At 46.7% G+C, this 22,479-nt stretch carries 13 protein-coding genes; 7 read left to right on the forward strand and 6 right to left on the reverse strand.

Annotation, left to right across the window (positions count from 1 at the left end):
* Positions 1-86: 86 nt before the first annotated feature.
* From hisD to NDI34_RS05400, 3 genes are all read left to right on the forward strand, one after another.
* The gene (hisD, locus tag NDI34_RS05390) at positions 87-1,394 is read left to right on the forward strand and encodes a histidinol dehydrogenase (RefSeq protein ID WP_190425170.1); all 1,308 of its coding nucleotides are present in this window, start codon (positions 87-89) and stop codon (positions 1,392-1,394) included.
* A 19-nt stretch (positions 1,395-1,413) separates the two neighbouring features.
* Complete coding sequence (locus NDI34_RS05395; RefSeq protein WP_190985473.1) at positions 1,414-1,839, forward strand: universal stress protein; 426 nt, start codon at positions 1,414-1,416, stop codon at positions 1,837-1,839.
* 694 nt (positions 1,840-2,533) lie between these two features.
* Positions 2,534-3,478, forward strand: coding sequence for a DUF928 domain-containing protein (locus tag NDI34_RS05400; RefSeq protein ID WP_190414612.1), 945 nt, complete (start codon positions 2,534-2,536; stop codon positions 3,476-3,478).
* A gap of 259 nt (positions 3,479-3,737) precedes the next feature.
* Here the strand turns inward: NDI34_RS05400 and NDI34_RS05405 are convergent, their stop codons facing one another.
* Complete coding sequence (locus tag NDI34_RS05405) at positions 3,738-4,121, reverse strand: hypothetical protein (RefSeq protein WP_190414613.1); 384 nt, start codon at positions 4,119-4,121, stop codon at positions 3,738-3,740.
* Between the two features lie 427 nt (positions 4,122-4,548).
* Here NDI34_RS05405 and hslO point away from each other — a divergent pair, with 427 nt between their 5' ends.
* Together hslO and NDI34_RS05415 are read left to right on the forward strand one after the other, a co-directional pair.
* Positions 4,549-5,448 (forward strand): Hsp33 family molecular chaperone HslO, encoded by a 900-nt coding sequence (gene hslO / locus NDI34_RS05410; protein ID WP_190414614.1) that lies wholly within the window; start codon positions 4,549-4,551, stop codon positions 5,446-5,448.
* 204 nt (positions 5,449-5,652) lie between these two features.
* A complete protein-coding gene (locus tag NDI34_RS05415) occupies positions 5,653-7,914 on the forward strand; it encodes a chromosome segregation ATPase (protein WP_348232072.1) in 2,262 nt (753 codons plus the stop codon).
* Between the two features lie 83 nt (positions 7,915-7,997).
* Here NDI34_RS05415 and NDI34_RS05420 read toward each other — a convergent pair whose 3' ends face one another.
* The 3 genes from NDI34_RS05420 to NDI34_RS05430 form a co-directional block, all read right to left on the reverse strand.
* The gene (locus NDI34_RS05420; protein ID WP_348232073.1) at positions 7,998-11,426 is read right to left on the reverse strand and encodes a hypothetical protein; all 3,429 of its coding nucleotides are present in this window, start codon (positions 11,424-11,426) and stop codon (positions 7,998-8,000) included.
* Between the two features lie 563 nt (positions 11,427-11,989).
* A complete protein-coding gene (locus tag NDI34_RS05425; protein WP_348232074.1) occupies positions 11,990-13,111 on the reverse strand; it encodes a response regulator in 1,122 nt (373 codons plus the stop codon).
* Positions 13,089-16,037 (reverse strand): PAS domain S-box protein, encoded by a 2,949-nt coding sequence (locus NDI34_RS05430; protein WP_348232075.1) that lies wholly within the window; start codon positions 16,035-16,037, stop codon positions 13,089-13,091. The genes NDI34_RS05425 and NDI34_RS05430 overlap by 23 nt, the downstream gene beginning before the upstream one ends.
* 407 nt (positions 16,038-16,444) lie before the next feature.
* Here NDI34_RS05430 and NDI34_RS05435 point away from each other — a divergent pair, with 407 nt between their 5' ends.
* Complete coding sequence (locus NDI34_RS05435; protein ID WP_242047418.1) at positions 16,445-16,906, forward strand: DUF4383 domain-containing protein; 462 nt, start codon at positions 16,445-16,447, stop codon at positions 16,904-16,906.
* Between the two features lie 277 nt (positions 16,907-17,183).
* Here the strand turns inward: NDI34_RS05435 and crtD are convergent, their stop codons facing one another.
* Both crtD and NDI34_RS05445 read right to left on the reverse strand, forming a co-directional pair.
* Complete coding sequence (gene crtD, locus NDI34_RS05440) at positions 17,184-18,713, reverse strand: C-3',4' desaturase CrtD (protein ID WP_190434186.1); 1,530 nt, start codon at positions 18,711-18,713, stop codon at positions 17,184-17,186.
* Between the two features lie 48 nt (positions 18,714-18,761).
* Positions 18,762-20,486: an ATP-binding protein gene (locus tag NDI34_RS05445; RefSeq protein ID WP_348232076.1), complete on the reverse strand. Its 1,725-nt coding sequence runs from the start codon at positions 20,484-20,486 to the stop codon at positions 18,762-18,764.
* Between the two features lie 570 nt (positions 20,487-21,056).
* On the opposite strand from NDI34_RS05445, the gene NDI34_RS05450 reads away from it, so the two are divergent.
* Positions 21,057-22,355, forward strand: a complete 1,299-nt coding sequence (locus NDI34_RS05450) for a pitrilysin family protein (RefSeq protein WP_348232077.1) — start codon at positions 21,057-21,059, stop codon at positions 22,353-22,355.
* Positions 22,356-22,479: the final 124 nt, after the last annotated feature.

The following is a 22,479-nucleotide window of genomic DNA, read 5'->3' on the forward strand; positions in this document are numbered from 1 at the left end:
GGGAATAGGCTGCCTCATCCCTTGAGATGAGGATAGTGATATACCTGAACTCAGGCGGGTAATTCCTAGATGGTGATTCCGACTCCATGCTGCGAATCATTACTCAGGTATCTGAGGCAAGAACTGAACTGCGGCGTATCTGCGATCGCACCCATGACGACCAGATTGTTCATAAAGAGGCAACTGTTCGGGAAGTCTTACAGGCTGTGAAGCGCCAGGGCGACAAAGCTCTGCTGCATTACACGGCTGAATTCGATCGACAAACTTTGAATTCCGAACAGCTGCGCGTTAGTGGCTCAGAACTGGATGCTGCCTATCAACAGGTGTCCCAGGAGTTACTCAACGCGATTCAACTGGCACGTCAACAAATAGAAGCATTCCACCGGCAGCGCGTCCCGAAATCTTGGGTTCAATTTGGGGACGATGAGATTGTTTTGGGGAAGCGTTACACGCCGGTAGATCGAGCAGGGCTTTACGTTCCTGGCGGTCGAGCGTCCTATCCAAGTACGGTATTAATGAACGCCATCCCTGCGAAGGTAGCGGGTGTGCCGAGAATTGTCATGGTGACGCCACCAGGGCAAGAAAAAACGATTAATGCCGCGGTGCTAGTGGCAGCCCAGGAAGCTGGGGTGCAAGAAATTTATCGGATTGGCGGCGCTCAAGCGATCGCGGCTTTGGCTTATGGCACCGAAACCATTCCTAAGGTAGATGTCATCACTGGTCCCGGTAATATCTACGTCACCCTGGCGAAAAAGCTCGTTTATGGCACTGTGGGGATTGACTCGCTGGCAGGGCCTTCTGAGGTACTGATTATTGCCGATGAAAACGCCAATCCCGTCTATGTGGCGGCAGATATGTTGGCGCAAGCGGAACACGATCCGATGGCAGCAGCAATTCTCCTGACAACAGAAGCTGGGTTGGCGAAGAAAGTACAGCTAGAAGTAGAACGTCAATTGGAAGATCATCCGCGACGGCTACTGACAGAGAAAGCGATCGCTCATTACGGTTTGATTGTGGTGGTTGACTCTCTGTTGGTTGCTGCCGAACTCTCCAACGAGTTTGCCCCCGAACACTTGGAACTGGAAGTCCAAGAACCCTGGGATCTGCTGGAAAAAATTCGCCACGCGGGTGCTATATTCTTGGGTTCCTCAACGCCCGAAGCTGTGGGAGACTACTTAGCAGGGCCGAATCACACGCTACCTACCTCTGGCGCTGCCCGTTACGCTTCAGCACTGGGAGTTGAAACGTTTCTGAAACACTCCAGTCTGATTCAGTACTCGCCGACAGCGCTCCAGAAGTTTGGCAACGCTATCCAGATTCTTGCCCAAGCCGAGGGTTTGACTTCCCACGCTGATTCCGTGCGGCTGCGAATCGAGAAGAGGTCTGACGAATAACGAATAAGGAGATTTTGGGGTGCTAAAAATTATTCTGGTGGCTCTCGACAGTTCAGAGCTTTCGGAGGGAGTGATTCAGTCCCTGGAAGAACTCCAACTACAGCCAACGACCAAAATCATCCTTTCCCATGTGATTCCTTCTTCGGGGTCTGAGGTGGAAATTGCTGTTGATAAGCCTCATGCCTGTCCGGAGGATCTGCCCTATCGGCAGATTGAAAAGCAGATGGAATCTTATCAGGCTGCTCTACCCTGCCACAGCGAACTAGAAATCGTCACTGGCGACCCCGCTGAAGAAATAATCCGACTTGCAAATATTTATCAAGCTGACTTGATTGTGATTGGCAGTCGGGGTTTAACAGGTGTGAAGCGAATTATAGAGGGTTCTGTCAGCAGCCAAGTTGTTGCTGATGCCCCTTGTTCCGTGCTGGTGGTGAAGCAGGCATAAAATTAAAAAAGAAGCCCTAGCGAATAGAATTCGCGGCTATACAGACAAAACTTGCCTACCCATGTTTTAGAATGATTGATTATTCTTAGTCCGCCTGCGCGGACTTTTTTTATTTAGCCGCAAATTCCATTCCTTGGATGTAGGAAATGCTAATTAAGAGAATAATTCAGGCTCAGATTCTCGATTTTGAGAGCCTGAATTATCCCTGAGGTCAGCCTTACCCTTTGCTTTTTCTTTAGATGAATTTGAAAGTAACTGGTTTCGGTTCTGATTGAAAGAATTGTTCTAAGCCAGGAATTACATCCTGAAAGCAGTCTATAAACGTGTCTCTTCAACCTAGTTTAGAGTGCTGGATTCAGCATTAATTTCATGCTAAAAGGAACTTTTTCTAATTCCTAGTCCCTAATAACTTCTAGTAAAGTAGAATAATTATTCTAGTTGAGATTGGCTGAGTAGTAGGCTAATTGCGTAATCAAGAAGCTGAGAACCTTGCAAAACTGAGTGCAAACTGAGCGATGAGTTGAGACTGTAGCATTCTGTACTGGCTTTTTAATGAATGAATAAACTCACCCAGCCTATTCGGGGCAAATTTCCGACAAATAGGCTCGGTAGCGTCATGCTCAAAGAGTGCGAACAGCAGACCGAAGTTTATCAAGTTTTGATAGAGTAATAAAAATTACAACAAATACCCGGATTGCAGTACGGGATCTGGAAACTGCGATCGCCAAATGGTCGTCTAAAAATTTATTGGCATTACATCATTTGTAGATTTATGGTGATTTCCCGTAAATTAGGGACGAAGGTAGCAGGAAGTGCATCACTGATTTTGATACAGTTTCTCGGTTTAATAGAATTTCCCCTCAATTCTCTATTGAGCCGCCTATCAATTGATTTAGGGTTTAGCTCAACCGCTTATGCAGATGTTGTGCCGAAAACGCCAACAGGTTCTGGTTACGAGCCGGGTGATGTGGGTGCTCCCGGAGGCACCATTGGAACGGGAACGCGAGTTCGTTATCAGCCACCCGATGATGGAATGATTCCCAGAGGCGGTACCAGAGGCGTTGACGAATCGCCAATAGAATGCTCTGAGTCTCAGCCTACATCTGTGACTTTGTTGGCTCCTACGACTCATACCGGATTGACTGCATCAGGTCATCCCATCTTTTACTGGTACTTGTCGGGCACCCAATCGGTACCGCTTGCTTTTACACTGGTTGATCCAGGAGTATCTAAGCCAATTATTGAGCAAACAATTCAAACACCCAAGGCGGGGATTAATCAACTCCAGATGTCCAAAGAGTTGCCAGAACTGGTTCCAGGACGGGAATATCTATGGACAGTCACTCTGAAGTGCAATCCGAAACGACGTTCTGAAGATCAGATTGCTCAAGGCTGGATTAAGCACGTACCCGCAACACCTGCTCTAGAGAAACAACTGGCAGCTGCGCGATCGCAGATTGGCAAGGCAGCAATCTATGCTCGATCGGCATACTGGTATGACACTCTAGGCGTAATTTTAGCCGCCCATGCTACTTCCCCCAAGGATCGGTTAATCCGCCAGGAGTTTCTATCGCTCTTAGAGCAAATTGGACTGACAGAGGTGAAAGAGCAAGAACAACAACGGTTGGTAAGGCAGTAGCTAGGTCATCCAACATAAATTTAAAATTGTCTCTGTCTGAATAAAAACCCGTTTTCTACCAGAAAACGGGTTTCTTTTGTTCCACAGAGTGAAAGCAAAAGTATTTGCAAATAAGCCACTGAAGAATCTACCTTCTCTGTCTCTCTTACTCAGTTTGTGTTCGTGTTAGTCTTTAATAGCGATCGCGCTACCACCAAGCATGAAAATCGTTCTTCTACCTACCCTTCAGCCCTCAGTCCTCAGTCCTCATCCCTCAATCCTAAGATCGGGATGCTAGAAATTCTCGCAAGCGCAGCAAACTGAGTGTTTGCCCCAAACTCAGCGACAGTAGAGATACTCCTTCTAGACGTGACTGTACCCAATGTTCTCCCCAGTACCACTCGTGATAACCGTCAATTCCTTGACTCAAGAGCAGGCGCAGACAGTTGGGTTGAGCCACTTCCACTTGGTGTTGTATCGCCACTGGCCCCACCCAACTGGTGTAAATTAACCCCTCAGACAGTTGTTCCGGTAGCCCTGCGGAAAGGCGCAGGGGCCACAACCACTGGCTTTGCTGGCTGGGGCGAAGCAGACTGTCGCCGATGGCTGCTGCGGGGGAATTTACTTCTATTCTCAGATGGCTTTGTTGAAAGTTTCCTAGCATAAACAGTTGCGGTTTCTTTGTTATTAGTTGTTACTGGTACAGAAGTTTCTATTTACTGTTCCTAATCTTAATGTAATCGTTTTTCTTGAGAGTAGCGGCTAAATAGTCCTGGCAGCTAAGAATTATCATGCATACTCTAAATTCAGATTTGCATCAACAACAAAAGGATGATTTTAATATAATATCTGTTTTTAAATTAGCTAAAACAACATGAAAAATGATTTTTAAAAATGTTAATTATATTTCAATCCTTATTTTTAGCCTGTTTATCCATCTGTGCCTGATAGAAGATTCAGGTTCTTATCTCTTATTTGAAAAACTAGCTGTTTTTGGCGGTTCTGATAATTAGCACCGCAAATACCACCTCACTATTAACTGCCATGCCTACAATAAAAGTATAGTGTGTTAAGAAATGTAAGGTTTTTTCATGGCTGATCAGTTAATCCGTGCCACGGCGGCAGAGGGTGGAATTCGCGCCGTTGGGGTCATTACCACACGCCTCACACAAGAAGCCAGACAGCGTCATAATCTTTCATACGTGGCAACCGCTGCACTGGGACGCACCCTGTCATCTGGGCTATTACTTGCCTCTAGCATGAAGCGAGAGGGGTCAAGGGTCAACATTCGCATAAAAGGAAATGGGCCACTCGGCGGGCTTCTCGTTGACGCCGGATTGGACGGAACCGCACGAGGGTATGTAGATAACCCAAGCGTGGAACTGCCCCCAAATGCCAAAGGAAAACTAGATGTCGGGGGAGCAATCGGTCGGGAGGGATACCTCTATGTCGTGCGCGATGTGGGATACGGCTACCCGTATTCGAGTACCGTTGAGCTGGTGTCGGGTGAAATTGGGGATGACGTTGCCCACTATCTGGTGACTTCCGAACAAACGCCCTCAGCGCTAGCGGTGGGTGTATTTATAGAAGCGGGTACAGTCCGGGCTTCTGGTGGGTTACTGGTGCAAGTCCTGCCCAAGGCGGCGAGCGACGAGAGCTTAGTGCAACTTTTGGAATCTCGAATGGAAGCACTGGCGGGCTTTACACCCTTGTTACAGGCAGGCAAGACGTTGCCGGAGATTTTGGAACAACTACTAGGAGATATGGGTCTGGTCATCCTACCAGAAGTCCAGATGCTGCAATTTCACTGTGGTTGCTCGATGAGCCGTGTCTTGGGTGCTTTGAAGATGCTGGGCGAAGCCGAACTGCAAGACATGATTGAAAAAGATGATGGAGCCGAAGCGACTTGCCATTTTTGTGGAGAGGTTTACAACGCCAGCAGTGACGAATTGGCGGCGCTAATTGAGGATTTACGTGCCGAGTCTGTTTAGGAATCAGAAGTTAGAAGTCACAAGGTAAGAAAAAATTCTAGATTCTGTAGCTGAATTGAAAATTTCCTTGTGAATGATGAATTATAGATTTTGACTTCTGGATGAGAATATAGCTTTTTGCGGCTGAGGGGAGTAGGATTGCAACTACTGCCTGTGCTAAAAAGCATTCGTCCCAGGCGAAGCGCGTTGTGGTGTGAATAAGCTATGACTAGAAATCCCGAAATTCCAGATGGCGGGCGGAGCGGCAAGTCTTCAAATTCGGCTGGGTGGACATCCCAAAAACGAGTGCCTGCGTCTGGGCGTCCGAGCGATCGCAAACCACACACGAGCGAGAACTCCTCTCAGCCCGTCCCCAGAAAAGCACCGCGTCCGGGGAAACAGCCACTTCCTCCACCAACGGATCGTCCTCAGCGTCCGGCGGGTAGTACTGCACCAGCAGAGGGGGGTCAGCAAATTCCGGCTACACTGCCGAACTCTCCGTCAGAAGCACCCAAGCCACCTCGACCTAAACGTTTTTTACGCTTGCCGACTAGCTGGGCATTCTGGGGCATCTTGGTGGTGCTGCTCTCTGGGGGGCTGGGTTTTACAGCGGTAGCGCTGTTGTTTAACCTGCCAGCGCTTCCCAACTGCCCAGCCATTTTTTGGCCTACGGCTTCGGCATCGCTGCGCCTCAGCTGCGCTCAGATAGCGGCTTCTAAGCAGACGGCAAAAGATTTGCTAGAAGCGATCGCGCTGGTGAATGGTTTGCCAGAAGATCACCCGCTACGCCCAGAAATTGACAAGCATCTGGAAGAGTGGTCGCGGGAGATTTTGAAATTGGGAGAGGAATCCTTCCAAGCGGGTCAATTGTCCGAAGCGATCGCAATGGCTCGCAAAATCCCCACGGGCGTACCAGCGTACAAGTTGGTGGATGAGCGTGTAAATCGCTGGCAATCCATCTGGTCGAAGGCAGAAAGCCTTTACAAAAAAGCCGAGGACGAGGTGCGCGAGTCTAACTGGACTCAGGCTTTTCGCGATGCGGTGCAACTGGTCTATATCGGCAATAACTACTGGGCAACAACCAAGTACGACCAACTTGTAAATCTAATTCAGTCGGCGCGGGAAGAAAGCGCCAAGTTGGATAAAGCGTTCCAACTTTCTAAGAGCGGAGGATTAGATAATCTGTTGGAGGCGATCAAACTGGCACAGGCAATTCCGCCCAGCAGTTTGGCATACAAGGAAGCTCAAGGCGCGGTGACAGAATTTGGGCGCAAATTAATCGATATGGCTCAAGAGGCGCTCGATCGAAAAGACTGGCAAACGGTCATCCTCATTACCAGTAAAATTCCCGAAAGTCTGAATTTACAAAGCGAAGCGCAAGATTTGAACGACCTGGCAAGTGCCCAGTCTCGCGCTCAGAAGGGAACGGTTTCAGATTTGGAAGATGCGATCGCCCTTGCCCAAAAGCTAAATCCCGGACGCCCTCTATACGATAAAGCCCAAGATTTGATTGTTCTCTGGCAGCGAGAAATTGAAGATGTCGCCCATTTAGATCGGGCGCGGGAACTGGCAAAAGGGGGAACGGTGGGTGATTTAAATGCAGCGATCGCAGAAGCACAACTGGTTCCTAGCACGAATCCCCGCTCCTCAGAAGCAAAATCCCTGGTCAATAACTGGACGAGTCAAATAGAGACGGTAGAAGATCGTCCCTATATCGCTCGCGCCGATCAACTGGCAAGTTTGGGGGATATGAGTTCCCTGCAAGAAGCCATTAACGAAGCGAGTCAAGTAGGTCAAGGACGCGCTCTTTATACAGAGGCGAGGCGCAAAATCCGACAGTGGACTGACAAAATCGAGCGAATGCAAGACCAGCCTTATTTGGATCAAGCGACTGGTTTGGCGAATGCAGGGGATCTTTCCGGCGCGATCGCCGCAGCGGGACAGATTCAAGCGGGACGAGCGCTCTACGGTGAAGCTCAAGGTAAGATCCGACGGTGGCAGGACAGAGTTGAGCGAGTACAAGACCAGCCTTATTTGGATCAAGCGCAAGCTTTGGCGAGTTCGGGCAATCTTCCGGGCGCAATTACCGCAGCGGGACAGATTCGATCGGGACGAGCGCTCTACGGAGAAGCTCAGGAAAAAATTAAAAGTTGGCGGACAGAACTGCGATCGCAAGAGATTTTGCAGTCCGCTTATCAGTTAGCGAATCCAGGAACACCGGATGCGATCGCGCAAGCAGTTCAAACGGCTCGTCAGGTGCGTAACTCAACGCGAGTCGGAGCTGAAGCCAGAGAGGTCATTAATCGCTGGAGTTATCAACTGTTGGCGATGGCACAGGATCAGGCTCGGAATGATGTACAAAGAGCGATCGCGATCGCTCGAAACATCCCCGACGGTTCATCTGCCTATAACGACGCTCAACGGGCAATTGAAGGTTGGAAACAAAGTCTAGAGCCTCAGTCCCTTGAGAACTCACCATCCTTTTAGTCATTACTCAGAGTTCGTTAGTCATTAGCCGGTTGTTAGGTGTTTTGCCACCTCAGAACTAATCAGTAATGACCGATCGCTCATTACCGCTTTTTCTGTTTCGCCTTTGTTGCCGTACCGCTCTTTCTTTTTCCTTTTTCTAGTATTGGCGCAACATACTTTAACCACAACTGAGTGTGAGGTCTGCCAGCCTGATTCCACTCATTAACAATCTGCTCAGATTCCCCGGCTTTTTCTAAATACTCCAAACCCTTTGGCAAACCGAGAACCGAAGCTTTAGCCAGATAATATTTACGCTGTTGAGTAGAATCACACCGTTCCCAACATTGCACGGCACGTTCATAGTTCTTGGCGCGGTAAAAGCAAGTTCCAGCCCGGTAGAGCATCCCATTCCAGCCTTCTCCTAAAGCTTCCAGAACCTCTCCAAATCGCTGCCATTCATTCGAGTGGAGATTTGGCCCGGTAATTAAAGCCCCAATTCCCTTCGCATATTCCTCTAAGGCTATTTTCCACTGTCGGCTGTTGCGGTGAATCTCCAACTGGTTGCTTTTGATGTAGTTCTGGAGGAAGCGAGTGAACTCCTTTAAAGAAGCTTGGCTCAATTTTTTGTCCATGAATTGGGCAATTTGCCGCTCTAATTCTCGACCTGGCGGAGCCTTGTCATGCTTCAACAATGCTGACCAACACATCCCCTGCCAAAAACAATCCCAAGCGTCTTCTGACGCGCCCAGCTTGAGAAAACGTTGACCCGCATCGCTAAATTTCTGCTCAAATTTGAGTGCCCAAGCTTCACAAATTTCTGCTTTTTTAGCGTAGGCGCGATCGCTATAGCACTGTCTGGCACGTCTCATGAAATCTGGATCTTCCGAGTTCATTCCCCGACTCTCGAACTCCTGCGCGATCGAGTACCAATCATCTTCTTGTAGATCCCGTGCGCTTTCAGGCGTTCCCAACCGGATGGGTTGAACGTTTTCTCGCCAAGCAGGGTTTTGTGAACGCTGTAAAAGCACTTCTAAATAAGTTTCTGTAACCCCCCAAAGCCGCTGATTTCCGATTTGAGAATCAACGACAAATAGACGTTCTTTGGCTCTGGAAGCAGCCACATAGAGTTTATTAAAGAAAAATTCAAATTCGTATAAACGATCTGCAAAAAGGTCTTTTGAGTCTTCCCGTCTATTGACCAGATTCCAGACAGCTTTGTTACATTCCTCGCCAAATTTGTAGAGAACGACTCGTTTAAATTCCAATCCTTTAACCGCACTGGCACTTAATACATTTTTTAGCGGTTCTGACTCTGGTATCTCTGCCAAAATTTGAGAAAGAACCGCATCGTTTTGAGCATAAGCAAGCTCTCCCCCTTCTTCACAAGGCACGATAATAATCGTGTCTCTCAGGTAGCGTTTGAGTTGCTCGATTTGAATATTCCGACCAATAATAAATTTTTGCGGACTGGGAAAGTGAGCTTGTTTCCAGGCGGTTTGCGGCTGAAGTGCCGGAATTTTAAACAGAACCTGACGACACAATTGGATCAGGTTAATCGCTTGCACAACCGCAGCACAGGAGCGGTAGTTAGACTTCAGCTCCGGGAAATACATCCGCAGATTTAATCGCTGTGTCGGATCGAGTGCAGCGATCGCTTCATTGTAAAATGCTGCCTGTACGCTCTCCCAACGAAATCCCGTCGGGTTCAGGGTTTGGAAAGGATCTCCAGCAAAAGCAAAAGGCAGGTTACGCATAGGCTGGTATCCCAGATCGCACTGAGAGAATGCAGACAGCCGCATAATCAACTGAAGCTCTATCCGGGTGAAATCTTGCGCTTCGTCGCAGAAAATGGCGGTGTACTCAGCACGGTAACACTTGAGTTCCAGCACCAATCTAATCAAGTCTTGATCGTCCCAGTACCCTAGCTCGGTTGTTAGCCGCTTATACCAACGTCCCCAGATGGTTTTGTAAATTTCTTGGAACTGAGCGACTGGAACCGTGCGTTCCTGAGTCGGCACTTCATCTTGGTAGTCTTCTGGAGTCATGTACCTGAGACTGTACCCCTTGATGAAGGTTCTGATAACGTGCCAGGAAAGTTCCGGGGAATACACCTGTGCTTGTGGCAGCTTCGAGTCTCGGTAAAGCTGTCGGAAGCGATGGAAAGAAATGTATTTCTGGGAATCGAAACGCTCCTGGAGTGTGTGCCGGTAGCCGGTAGGGTTTCCCGCAGAGTAGGGTTGCTGGATCATCCGGTTAGCCAGCAACGCATCGTCCGCTTCTAAAGGGAGTAAGTTTAAAAGAAATGTCCCAAACGGCTGAAAGAATGCACTGACATCGGGGATTTCCGAACCTTCTGTCCGATCTGCAACAAAGCGGTGATGGAATGTATGCAGACAGCGCACGAACTCTTTAGCAACCTCTAATAGCCGCTTATTATAAGTGAGAAAAAGTGGCTTTCCAGGAAGTTCTTTTCCCGCCTCGTAGTAATATTTTCGATAACAATAATCTGCAAACAAATACAACAGCATAGTAGATTTACCGCTACCCGCCCGCCCATTTAAGAAAAGCGGCAGACAATTATTTCCCCGCGCTGATGTTGTTGACACCGAGTTAAGAATTGCCTCTTCTTCTGCTGAAAGGGCTAGATTTACCTCGGCTCCTCTTTGAATGGCAAGCCAACTTTGTTTATCTGTTATTAAGTAACTCGGGTAAGAACGTCGCGCAAAGGGAGTGAGTTCATCCAGCGTTAAAGGCTTAGATAAAACATTTTTAGAACTGTCAAATAAATTAGTTGCCTGCCCTACTTGGGCTATCTCTTCCATAGAAGGACGATGAGCAAAAGATGCTAGGAGAAATAATACTTTTCGAGCTGGCGTATCAGCGGTTTCAAGCTGGCTAAATAGCACATACCCATTATTTTCGCCACACAGATACACACCGGGCCATGCAGCAATTTTCTCAGCATTCCTAGATTTTTCTTCTATTCCAGAGATAATTTGATAGTAAATTTCCCAGTCTTCACCAATTTCTGGACTCTTGAACCTGGCAATCCACTCATCGCTTTCGTAGAGGATTGCCCAAGAGTCTTTATCCTTTTCTATCTCCCAGCCTGGAGGTTCTAGCCAGGGAAGCAAATCGTCTGGAAGCGGTTCGCGTCTTGAAGACACGTTGCTAGCTGACGGTTGCTGTTGTTGAAGCCAACCAGTTAGCGCTTCCTCATCTAATTGGCAGTCGAGATTCTTTTTACCGTACTCTTCTGGGGTTCGCAGGAACTTTTTGTATTCTTTAGAGCCACGGAGAAAAATGTCTAGTAGACATAGCACCAGGTCGTCCTGTACGGGTCGAATTCTGGCAATGAGGCGTAAATTGTTTTCCCCTCTCCGCTTTAAGTAGGGATAAACCCTCTCAAAACGTGCCTGTGACTCATCAATACTCAAAGGCTCAAGTTCGTTGCATAATTTATCTACTTGAGCCTGAACACCATAGCACAGAGTCTTTCGGTTAAATTGGGAGGTGCGATAGACGTACATAAACTTGTCTGTAGCTGTTTCTGAAAAAAACAGGCTGAAGCCACTATTACTTATTGTTATGCAGTAGAGAAATTGCTGTGTAGAATTTTTGTTACATCTTACACAGAATCGCAGTTTTTGCCTCAAATAGTTCTAATTTGCCTATCCTTCCAGGTCGTGTCATTATCCACTTGTGTTGAAACTTGAGCTTTGTTTCAATCCCGCCAGAGAATAAAATTTCCCTTCTAATTGCTCAGAGAATGGTTTAAAAACTGAATTTTTCTAACATTAGTCTGTTTCAACTCACATTTTGCACCAGTCGCATTACCTGTCTGTAGTTTCAACCCCTTGCTAACAGAATCAAGTCTTCGCTTAGAAGACTAAGTAGAAATTTAAGCCCATTTCAAGGGACTTAAGCTATGAGCCTTGGACTGAATTTCAAAGCAGACTCTCAGCTTCCTGCGAATGGTGCAATATGTCCTTATGCTTAAGGTAATGACAAACTTTCCAGGGTGCGCCAGGAAAGGAGAAATCACCGATATTCTAGTACCTATGTCAATTGGTATTTAATTACATTTTTCTACTTAAGCACTTGTCTGAATGGGTAGTTGCACGGTAAATGTAGTCCATCCTTGTGTGCTTTGAGCCTGAATGGTTCCTCCTATTTTTTCGACCAAATTTTGCACTAAATATAGCCCTAATCCACTTCCTCCCTCTTTCCAGATATCACCATTAGGAATGCGGTAAAATTTTTCAAAAATTCGAGGTAATTCTGTATTTAAAATTTCTGCTTGATTGGTAATTTTAAAGTTTACTCTTGAATTTGAGTTTAAATTAATATTTATTGAATAATCCACATAGACACTAATGGATATTTCACCAAAAGAGGGGGTATATTTACAAGCATTTCCAATCAACTCTATTAATATTTGCTCCAGACAAACTCGGTCTGAAATCAGTGGAGGAAGAACGGGAGAACAATCAATATTAAAAATTTGCTGGCGCTGAGCTATTCCTGGTTTAAATGGCTCAATTAAAGTCGGAAGCCAGTATTTTAGAATTAAAGTTTCTGGAGAAATTAATTTTTTTTCCGCTCCTAAACGATGCAAATCTAAGATATTATTAACTAGTTCTATTTCCCGAATACATTCAGCTTCTAATAGCGCTCTATAGTGTTGCTGTTGTTCTTCATTAGAAATGATTTCCAACATTTGGATAATCAGCTTCATGTTGGCTAGAGGGGTTCGCAAATCGTGAGAAGCTCTAGCAAGCAAATCATCTTTTTGAATATTGAGCTGCTGGAGTTCTTGGATTTTCCCTTGCAGGAGTGTCACAGCTTCTTGTTTTTTTAGCCGAGTAGCGATCGCGCCTAGCAATTCTGCTCTGGTAAACGGCTTCGTCAGATAATCATCGGCTCCCAGTTGCATCCCTTGGCGCAAGTCTTCTCTCTCCGTTTTAGCGGTGAGAAAAATGAACGGAATCATTGCCGTTATCTGGTCTTGGCGCAATTGAGTTAGCACGCTGTAACCATCAAAATTGGGCATCATGATATCACAAATAATTAAATCGGGTTCGTGTTCCCTCGCTAACTGCACTCCCACCAAACCGTTTTCCGCACCAATGGCATCAAACTCCTCAGCCTTGAGGAGTTTGAGAAGGTTGCTTCTAACTGCTGGCTCATCTTCAATCACCAGAATCTTTTTCACAGGTCTGACTCGTCAATCTGTTATTTAAAGGAAGAACGACTTTAAATGTCGTGCCAATCCCAATTTTACTGGCTAATATGATCCTACCCTGATGTAAGTCTACACACCTTTTAACAATTGCCAGTCCTAATCCCGTACCATTGATGTTGCCGACATTTGTTCCCCGGTGAAACGGTTCAAACAATCGGGATCGATCTGCCAGAGGAATCCCGATTCCTTCATCTTGTATTTCTAAAATAGCCTCTCCGTCTTGGGAACTAACTTCAAAATAAATATTGCTGTTATTTGGTGAATAATTAATAGCGTTTGAGAGCAAATTATTTAAAATTTGTCGCAGCAACGTTCTATCCATACCAGCACTCAGAAATTGGTATCGGCTGGTAAAGACAATCTTATGCCCACGGCTCGCGGTAAGTTGGATTTCGGCAATAATTGTCCGACAAAATTCAATTAGGTCAAGGGATACCGGATTAAAGTTTAATCTTGCTGCGTCGGCTCTCCCTAATGTCAGCACATCATTTAACAGATGGGTCATGTGGTTAACAGAGGATTGAATGAGATGAAGTTGTTCTAATCTTTCCTCTTGAGTCCAGCGATCGCCATAATATTCTAGTAATTCGGAAGAAGACAGAATAATGCTTAAAGGCGTGCGGAACTCGTGAGAAGTCATAGAGACAAAGCGAGATTTCAGTTCGCTCAGTTCTTTCTCTTTTGCCAAAGCATTCAAAATCTCTTCTTCTGCCTGTTTGCGCTCCGTAATATCTATGCACGAGCCGATGTAACCCGCAAAGCTGCCATCAGGTGTGAAGCGCGGAATCCCCGTATCTAAAACCCAGCGATAATTCCCATCAGCACGCTTGAGGCGGTATTCCACTCGCACTGGTTGGCGAGTATTGAAGGCTGATTTATAGGTGTCCAAGCAACATCGTAAATCATCAGGATGTACACTTTCTAACCAACCGTTGCCCAGTTCTTGTTCAAGATTGCGTCCTGTAAAATCTAACCAAGCTTTGTTGAAAAATGTTCCCTTGTAATTAAGGTCTGACATCCAAATCAAGGCAGGCACGTTGTCAGCCATAATCCGGAAGCGGGTTTCGCTTTCCCGCAACGCTTCCTCCATCTGTTTGCGCTTAGTTACATCCAGAGTTAGAGACAGCACTGATACTAAATTGCCCGATTTATCTAATAATGCCGAGTTGTACCATTCGCAATAAACAACCGAACCATTCTTAGTGTAATTGCGGTTGCGGGAAACATTACGCTGTTCGCTGCTATCGATTAGCCGCTGAGTAACACTATCGACAGTTGGCACGTCTTCAGAAAAGACAAACTGCCACTCAACGGGATGTTTGCCAATGACTTCCTCTGCTTTCCACCCGAAAATTTTTTCTGCTTCCGACGACCAACGCGACACCCGAAAATTACAATCCCACTCTATGACCGCTAGGGGTGAGTTTTCAAAATGAAAGTTTAGTCTCTGAAGTGCATCCCGGAGCGCTTCCTCTGTCTGCTTTTGCTCAGTAATGTCACGAGCGACACTTAACACAGACTCCACTGACCCATCTAAAGCAAATTCCGGGACGATACGAGCTTGATAGCATTTTCCGCTGACTGAGGACTTGCTTTCAAAAACGTGTGGCTGACCTGTTGTAAACACATCTTGAAGAATTTGTTGAAAAGGAATATAAATTTCTGGTTGGATTCCTAACTCTGGATGAGTTTTGCCGATAAAGATTTGTGGGGATATTCCGATTGCTCGTTCTACAGCGGAATTGACATATAAATGTTGCAATTGTTTGCCAAATCTGGAAATGATATCAGGAGAATTGTCAGCCAGTGCTTTAAACTCTTGTTCCCGGCGGTGGAGTGCTTCCTCTGACTGCTTGCGCTCGGTGATATCGACTGCAATCCCGGTTGTTCCGATTACCTCCCCGGTGTTATTAAAAATTGGGGTTTTAATTGTTTCTGTCCATAGCATTTTTCCTTCTTGGTAGACTGCGGGTTCTTCGACACGCTTGTGCTTGCCGATTTTCATCACCTCTCGATCGTCCTCTCGATATCTTTCGGCTAAATCTGGATGCCAAATATCTAAATCTGTCTTCCCAATTAAGTCTTCTGGTTCGAGTCCGCAGGCGTTACCAAATGCCTCGTTGACGGCAATGAATCTGCTTTCTTTGTCTTTTAACCAAGCTAAATGGGGAATGTTATCGAGGATGGCTTTCTGCTGGCTGCGCTGCTGTGTTAGCTGTTCCTCTGCTTGCTGGCGTAGCGTAGCGTGCCGCAGGCTTTCACTAATGTCTTCTAAAATTCCAACATGACCGATAAATTCTCCTCGATCGGAGAACATCGGTGAAGACCGAACGCGAACCCAACGCACAATTCCTTCCTTAGTTTGAAAGCGAAACTCGTCAGAGTATTCTCTCCGTTCACGAGTATGTGCCAACCAATCTGCAAAGACGCGATCGCGATCGCTTGAGTGAACCACCTGCAACCACCCTTCTTGCAAACTCTCCTCCAAGGTAAAGCCACAGATGGCTTGACAGCGGAGATTTGTGTAGATGCAACACCCCTCCATATTTGCCAAAAAAATCCCCACTGGCGAGTAGCTACTCAAACAACGGAACCGTTCTTCACTTTCTCGCAACTCATCCAGAGCTTTTTTGCCTTCGATAATTTCTTGCCGCAATTGCTTGTTGGTTTGTGTTAATGCAGTGGTACGTTCCTCGACTCGAATTTCTAAGGATTCGTTCGCTTGATTCAGTGCAGCTTCGGCAGCTTTACGTTTGGTGATATCGCGTGAATTAGCAACAAAGTCTGCGATCAATGGGTTAGCTAGCGAATTATGATATTTGTGCAGTAGTTTAGCTTTTTCAGCTTTGAGTTGGCGGATTAATTGTGGTTTTAGCGCAGCCTGCACGGATCTCACTCGTCTTCCCAATCTACGCATATTCTTTTGACCTTCGGAGTAAGTTTAATTGTTGCCACTGGTGATATTTTTACCTACCTTAACCGCCTCAATACCCAGAATTACCTAATTGTAGTGAAGGGTACACTGCTATCTAATTCGCGTTAATTAATTTCTAACAGCGCCTCTTTGTATTCATCGAATTTACAAATTTAATTTACAAACACTTACTTAAATTAAGACAAGCCAAGCGATCCGTGTAGGTTGGTAGTCTAAGTTGGCTACAGTTGTACGATCGACTACATTCGCCTTTAACATAAACCCTTTCTCTGGGTAGATTCAAGACCTCTTCCTTAGGAAAGGCGAATGAGCTGATAATCCTGCTTAGATTAAATACAAATTTGTACGGGAAGTTAATGATGAGAGGCATGAACCCAGCGCAAAAATTTGCGTTAATTATCGGCATTTTCTTTTTCCTTTGTGGTGTAATGGGATTTATTCCCGCCTTTGTGAAAGCGCCTACAGTTACGCCTGATATGGCGGGTCTTGGATACACAAGTGGATACGGTTACTTACTGGGGTTATTCCCCATCAATGTCTTACATAATGTTGTTCACCTTGTCGTAGGACTTCTGGGAATTTTTGCATCCATCGCCTTAGACAGTTCTCGTCTCTATAGTGGAGTTTTGGGAATTTTCTATGGGGTGCTAACGCTAATGGGGCTTTTTCCGGCTACCCAGTCAACCTTGGGCTTGATCCCAATCTTTGGCAACGATGTCTGGCTTCATGCAGTCACCGCCGCGATCGCAGTGTACTTTGGCTTTATTGCTACACCGGATTTGTTGGAACTAAGCACACCACAACAGGGCGGTACTCGTAACGAGGGCTAAAAAAGGGTGGCGTTTAATAGCGGGTCCATTGTCGAATCCGATTGAGTTTTACGTCGCTGATTGCCTTACAGAAAATCAGTATGCCTTTACCTTAGCCGAGGTATTCTGGTTTTCTGTAAGCTTTAAACGGAATTACAGCGCATATTAATAACACTTAGATCCAGTCCTAAATGATTCGTAAACGCGAGATCCCCGACTTCGAGAAAGAAGTCGGAGATCTGAAAGGCTGGCTCACAACTCTAATAGGATTGCTATATTTGTAACACTTGCATCTGAATCAATTCTTGGTATTTTCGATTTGGCGCACCACGGTGAGGGCGGAGTAGCTGACGCCTGCGGTTCCTTCGCCGGGATGGGTGGAATCTCCCACTAGCCACAAATGATTCACGGGTGTGCGATTGGCAAAGCCAAAGGGACCAAAGGTGGAAACTCGCTGACCAATCCCGCCGACAATGCCGCGATCGCGTGCTGTGAAGCGGGCAAAGGTGCGGGGTGTAGCGGCTTCTTGATGGACGATGGTTTCTGGTGTCAAGTGAAAAAATTGGCTCAGACGAGCGATCGCTTCCTCGGTATATTGTTGCTTTCGCTGTTCATAATCTTCCGATTGCCACCAATTCCGAGTGTCAACGAAGGAAGACGCAATGATAGTTGCTTTACCTTCTGGCGCGCGACCATCTTTAGGGTGGCTCACTGAGACAAATAGGGAGTTATTTTCTCCAATCGGGCCGTCATAATCGTAGAGAAACTGCAAATGAGGCGGACATCCTGAGGGAATCGCGCTTCGATCGACACCGAGATACACTACAAATGCTCCCGACGATGGGGGAAGTTTATCGACTCGACGACGATAGCGATTTTGGGTTTTGGGTTCCGAACTAGGAATTCCTGCTGGTATCTCGGCTTCCAAAAGTTGCACCAAATTTTGCGCGGTGACATTGGCAACAACGTGGTCGGCGGGTTCCGTCCAGACAACGCCGGTTTTTTGATTGCGAATGACGACACCAGTGGCTTTGCCATTTGTGGTGTGGATACGTTCAACGGTGTGGCGCATCAACAGCTTGCCACCATCTCTCTCTAAAGAGGAGACTAGGCGATCGCTCAACACCTGCATACTGCCTTGAAGATGAAATAGTCCCTGCGGCTCTTGGGACACACTCAAAGCCGTCGCTGCATAGAGCAGAGCCGTTTCTTCAGCATCTACCTGAGAATAAAGCTTGAGCTGCAAATCCAGAAACGTTCTTAGACGCTGATTATCGCCCAAACCATACCCCCGCAAAGCGTCCCCCACTGTCAAAAAAGTGTAGGGCAAAGTAATCAAAGTATCGGGACGAACAGCCGATACCAGTTGCCATAAGTCCCACAAATTTCGCGGCGGTAGCACCGGATCGCGCGATTGAAATGCAAAGCTGGCTCGGAATAAAGTCGCCAACAACTCCCAAAATGGTTCGCTTCCGGGAAACTGCCGAATTCGCTCCGCCTTCCACTTTTGGGGGTCGCGCCAGACGTTAATCGGTTCAGTTTCTCCCGGTAGATACACGGCACAAGCTGGATCGCAAGGCGTCGCTGCTGGGATTTCAATTTCTAGTTCCTGAAAAATCCGGTGATGAATCCCCCCCGGTTCCAGTCCAGCCACCTGAGTCGCTCCCACATCAAAGGTAAATCCTTTGCGTTTGAACGTGGAAGCACATCCCCCAGGCACCAGAGCTTGATCTAAAACTAAGACTGAGTAGCCTCGACGAGCCAGTAATGCCCCAGCCGTGAGACCACCAATTCCAGCACCGATAACGACAACATGACAGCTTGGCATGAATTGAGAACGAGGATTCCCTCTTCCGAGACTTAATATTACGTTACATTAAGTTTCGGCTTCCTGACAGGTTCGCGCTCGACGATGAACAATCGGGATTTCAATGTAAAACTCTGTTCCTTGTCCGGGTTCTGAGGAACACGTTAGAACCCCGCCGTGCTTCTCGACCACAATTTGATGGCTAATGGATAAACCCAAGCCTGTCCCCTTGCCAACAGGTTTCGTGGTGAAGAAAGGGTCAAATAGTCGTGTTATCGCCTCTGGGGGGATGCCAGAGCCATTATCTCGAATCCGAATCACCACCTGAGGACAGTCATTAATTTCGACAACCTCAGTGCGAATTCTAATCGAAGCAACTGGCACTTGAGTATTGGAAATGGGGGGAGTTTGACCTAACTGAAGAGAGTGCGTATGCAAATTCTCGATGGTTGCGATCGCTAAGTGCTGATAGCTGTACGCCTCTAAAACATCAATCGCATTGTTGAGGATATTCATAAACACCTGGTTCATCTGTCCAGCATGACACTCCACAAGCGGAAGATCGCCGTACTCTTTGATCAGCTCAATTCCCTGATTTCCCCCCTTTGCTTTCATTCGATGCTGTAAAATCAGCAGCGTACTATCTAACCCCTCATGAATATCGACCGCCTTCATTTCTGCTTGATCGAGCCGAGAAAAATTCCGCAAACTCAGAACAATCTGGCGAATGCGGTCTGCTCCTAGCTTCATGGAAGAGAGTATCTTCGATAGGTCTTCTATGACAAAAGTCAGATCGATATTTTCCTTATACGCTTCGATTTCTGGGACTGGATCGGGATAATAACGCTGGTAGAGTTGTAGCAGGTGCAGCAAATTTTGGGTGTACTGATCTGCGTAAGCGAGATTGCCGTAAATAAAGCTGACTGGATTATTGATTTCGTGAGCAACACCCGCAACTAACTGCCCCAGACTGGACATTTTTTCGCTCTGAACCAGTTGGGATTGGCTGCTTTGCAGCGTCTGCATCGCTTTTTTCATCTGGACTGCTTGTTGTTGCAGAGCTGCGATCGCGCTGCTTTGTGCAGCTTCCGATTCTCCTAAAGCCTCCAGCGCTTGCTTGCGCTCGGTGATATCTTCGGAAATGCCCAACAAATATTGGGGAGTTCCCGCTTCGTCGAAAATCGGGATTTTTTTAGTGTGCAGAATCCTCAAACCTTGATGTTTTGTCTGGATTGGCTCTTCCAGAATCTCCAGAAGTTTCCCAGATGCCAACACTTCGCGATCGCGACTTGTGAAGAAATCAGCTTGCTCTGGCGGGAAAATGCCATAGTCGTTCTTGCCTAACACTTCTTCCTGAGAATAACCAGTGAGTTCCTCGTTGGCTTTGTTCCAGAATACAAATCGCAATTCATTCACTTCTTTAATAAAAATTCCAAGTGGCAGATTTTCTACGATGGAATTCAATAAATTATGAGTATGTGCCGTTGCTTTTTGTGCCTGTTTGCGTTCAATTATTTCCCTTTCTAATTGTTGATTAGTCTGCAATAAGTTTTTAGCACGAGCTGCCAAAACTTCCAAATTGGCGTTCGCTCTTTCCAACTCAGCCTTAGCCTGAGCCAGTTGATTTTTCGTGTTTTTTTGGATTCGGAAGTTTTCAACCAGGAGCGAGTAGTAACGCCTCAGAGCAATGAAAGCTCCCGCGACTAAAGCCATGATTAGAACAACTCCTCCCTGAATTGTCAGTATCATTGGAGAGCCGTTTTGCCCACCGAAGACTAATGTTAAAAGCTGCACTGAATGTTCTATAGCACAGCTCAAGAAGATTGCTACAGTTACGAGTACTAATGGATTGCTGAGTAGATGCTGCCCTCGAAGAAAACCGCGATAAATCAAAAACGCAGTTGTATAATAACCAGCTGCAATGATGGTATTTGTACTTCCTGAAAATCCACTCAGCATGAGTACAACTGACTCCAGTTAAATGAAGCTTTAGTCTGGTCTATCAGACTAAGCCATAGTATCTGTCTCTAGACTGATAAAGCCTCTGAAATTCTTAAATTTATCTAAAAATACAGAGTTTCTTTCAAGCTTTTAAAAATTTAAAATAAATCTTTCATAATCAAGGTATTTCCCAATACATAAATAAACAAATTTTAATCAATAAGGCAAATTTTAAAGAATGATTGACTTTCTTAATTAACTTGAAAAAATGGCACGGAAAGGAAATATGTGTTAAAGGCGAAAGGAGCGGGCAACTTTTTAAAAACATCTAGAGAGCGATCGCGCAATGCTGGGGAGCTGGCTGAGGAGACAGGTGCAGACTGAGTAAGATAAAAGGAGAAATAGTCCAGCGCCGAAGAACACATGACCTCAACTCTGCTCAAATCTACGCCACTCACCGCCCCGACTCTCCACCGCCTACCTAACGGTTTAACGATTGTGGCGGAGCAGATGCCCGTCGAAGCCGTTAACCTAAACGTGTGGATTAATGTCGGCTCATCCGATGAGCCAGACCCCATCAACGGCATGGCTCACTTTCTAGAACACATGGTGTTTAAGGGGACGCCAAGGCTCAACAGTGGAGAATTCGAGCGACTGATTGAAGAGCGGGGTGCCGTAACAAACGCAGCCACCAGTCAGGACTATACCCACTACTACATCACAACAGCTCCCAAAGATTTTGCCCATTTGGCACCATTGCAACTAGATGTAGTGCTAAATCCCAGCATTCCAGAGGATGCCTTTCAAAGAGAGCGATTGGTCGTTTTAGAAGAAATTCGCCGCTCGGAAGACAATCCTCGCCGCCGGACTTACCAGCGGGCGATGGAGGTGGCATTTGACACCCTGCCCTACCGCCGTCAGGTACTCGGCCCAGCAGCGGTGATTGAGCAGCTGACGGCGCAGCAGATGCGCGATTTCCACGCCAGTCAGTATCAACCCAAATCGATAACAGCGGCAGTTGTGGGCAATTTGCCGGTTGAGGAATTAATTGAAATTGTGGCACAGGGCTTGACGGAGATAGGCGTCAGCACTCAGCCGCCAGAAGTCAAAAGTCAGGAAGCGATCGCTTCAACCCTCACTCCCGAACCTGCTTTTAGGGAAATTGTCCGCCGCGAGTATGTTGATGAAAGCTTGCAGCAAGCGCGGTTAGTGATGATGTGGCGAGTGCCTGGAATGACGCACTTATCCGATACTTACGCGCTGGATGTGTTGAGCGTGATTCTGGGACAAGGTCGGATGTCGCGGCTGTTCCGAGATTTGCGGGAAGACAGGCACCTGGTGACGAATATTGGGGTGAGCAATATGAGCCATCGGCATCAAGGCGTCTTCTATATTGGCGCGCAGTTGCCGATAGAGAATTTGGCAGAGGTAGAAGCGGCGATTCTTGCTCATATTCGCACCCTCCAGACAGAACCCGCGAGTGAGGCAGAGATTTCCCGCTTCCGGACGCAAGTAGCGAATCGGTTTGTCTTTGGCAATGAAACGCCGAGCGATCGCGCTAACTTATACGGCTACTATCAAACCATGATGGGTGATTTGGCTCCAGCATTGAATTACCCGGCTCGGATTCAAGCCTTGGAAGCGGCGGATCTCCAGTCAGCAGCTCAACAGTATCTCTCTTGTGATGCTTATGGTGTGGTTGCGATCAAGCCAGCTAGCTAGTTTTTTTTAACGCAAAGGTACGCAAAGGTTAACGCAAAGGTACGCAAAGGTTAACGCAAAGGTACGCAAAGAAGTCAATCTTGTTTCGCGTACCTTCGCATGACTCTGGGTTAAAATTTCTCCC

This window comes from Trichocoleus sp. DQ-U1 (genome assembly GCF_039961925.1).
In the GTDB taxonomy this organism is placed as follows: Bacteria; Cyanobacteriota; Cyanobacteriia; order Cyanobacteriales; family FACHB-T130; genus FACHB-T130.

Bases quoted from the DNA above. Each gene is read 5' to 3' on its own strand.
- NDI34_RS05435 (WP_242047418.1), top strand. From the start codon at position 16,445: ATGAACCCAGCGCAAAAATTTGCGTTAATTATCGGCATTTTCTTTTTC.
- hisD (WP_190425170.1), top strand. From the start codon at position 87: ATGCTGCGAATCATTACTCAGGTATCTGAGGCAAGAACTGAACTGCGG.
- NDI34_RS05415 (WP_348232072.1), top strand. From the start codon at position 5,653: ATGACTAGAAATCCCGAAATTCCAGATGGCGGGCGGAGCGGCAAGTCT.
- crtD (WP_190434186.1), bottom strand. From the start codon at position 18,713: ATGCCAAGCTGTCATGTTGTCGTTATCGGTGCTGGAATTGGTGGTCTC.
- NDI34_RS05420 (WP_348232073.1), bottom strand. From the start codon at position 11,426: ATGTACGTCTATCGCACCTCCCAATTTAACCGAAAGACTCTGTGCTAT.
- hslO (WP_190414614.1), top strand. From the start codon at position 4,549: ATGGCTGATCAGTTAATCCGTGCCACGGCGGCAGAGGGTGGAATTCGC.
- NDI34_RS05405 (WP_190414613.1), bottom strand. From the start codon at position 4,121: ATGCTAGGAAACTTTCAACAAAGCCATCTGAGAATAGAAGTAAATTCC.
- NDI34_RS05450 (WP_348232077.1), top strand. From the start codon at position 21,057: ATGACCTCAACTCTGCTCAAATCTACGCCACTCACCGCCCCGACTCTC.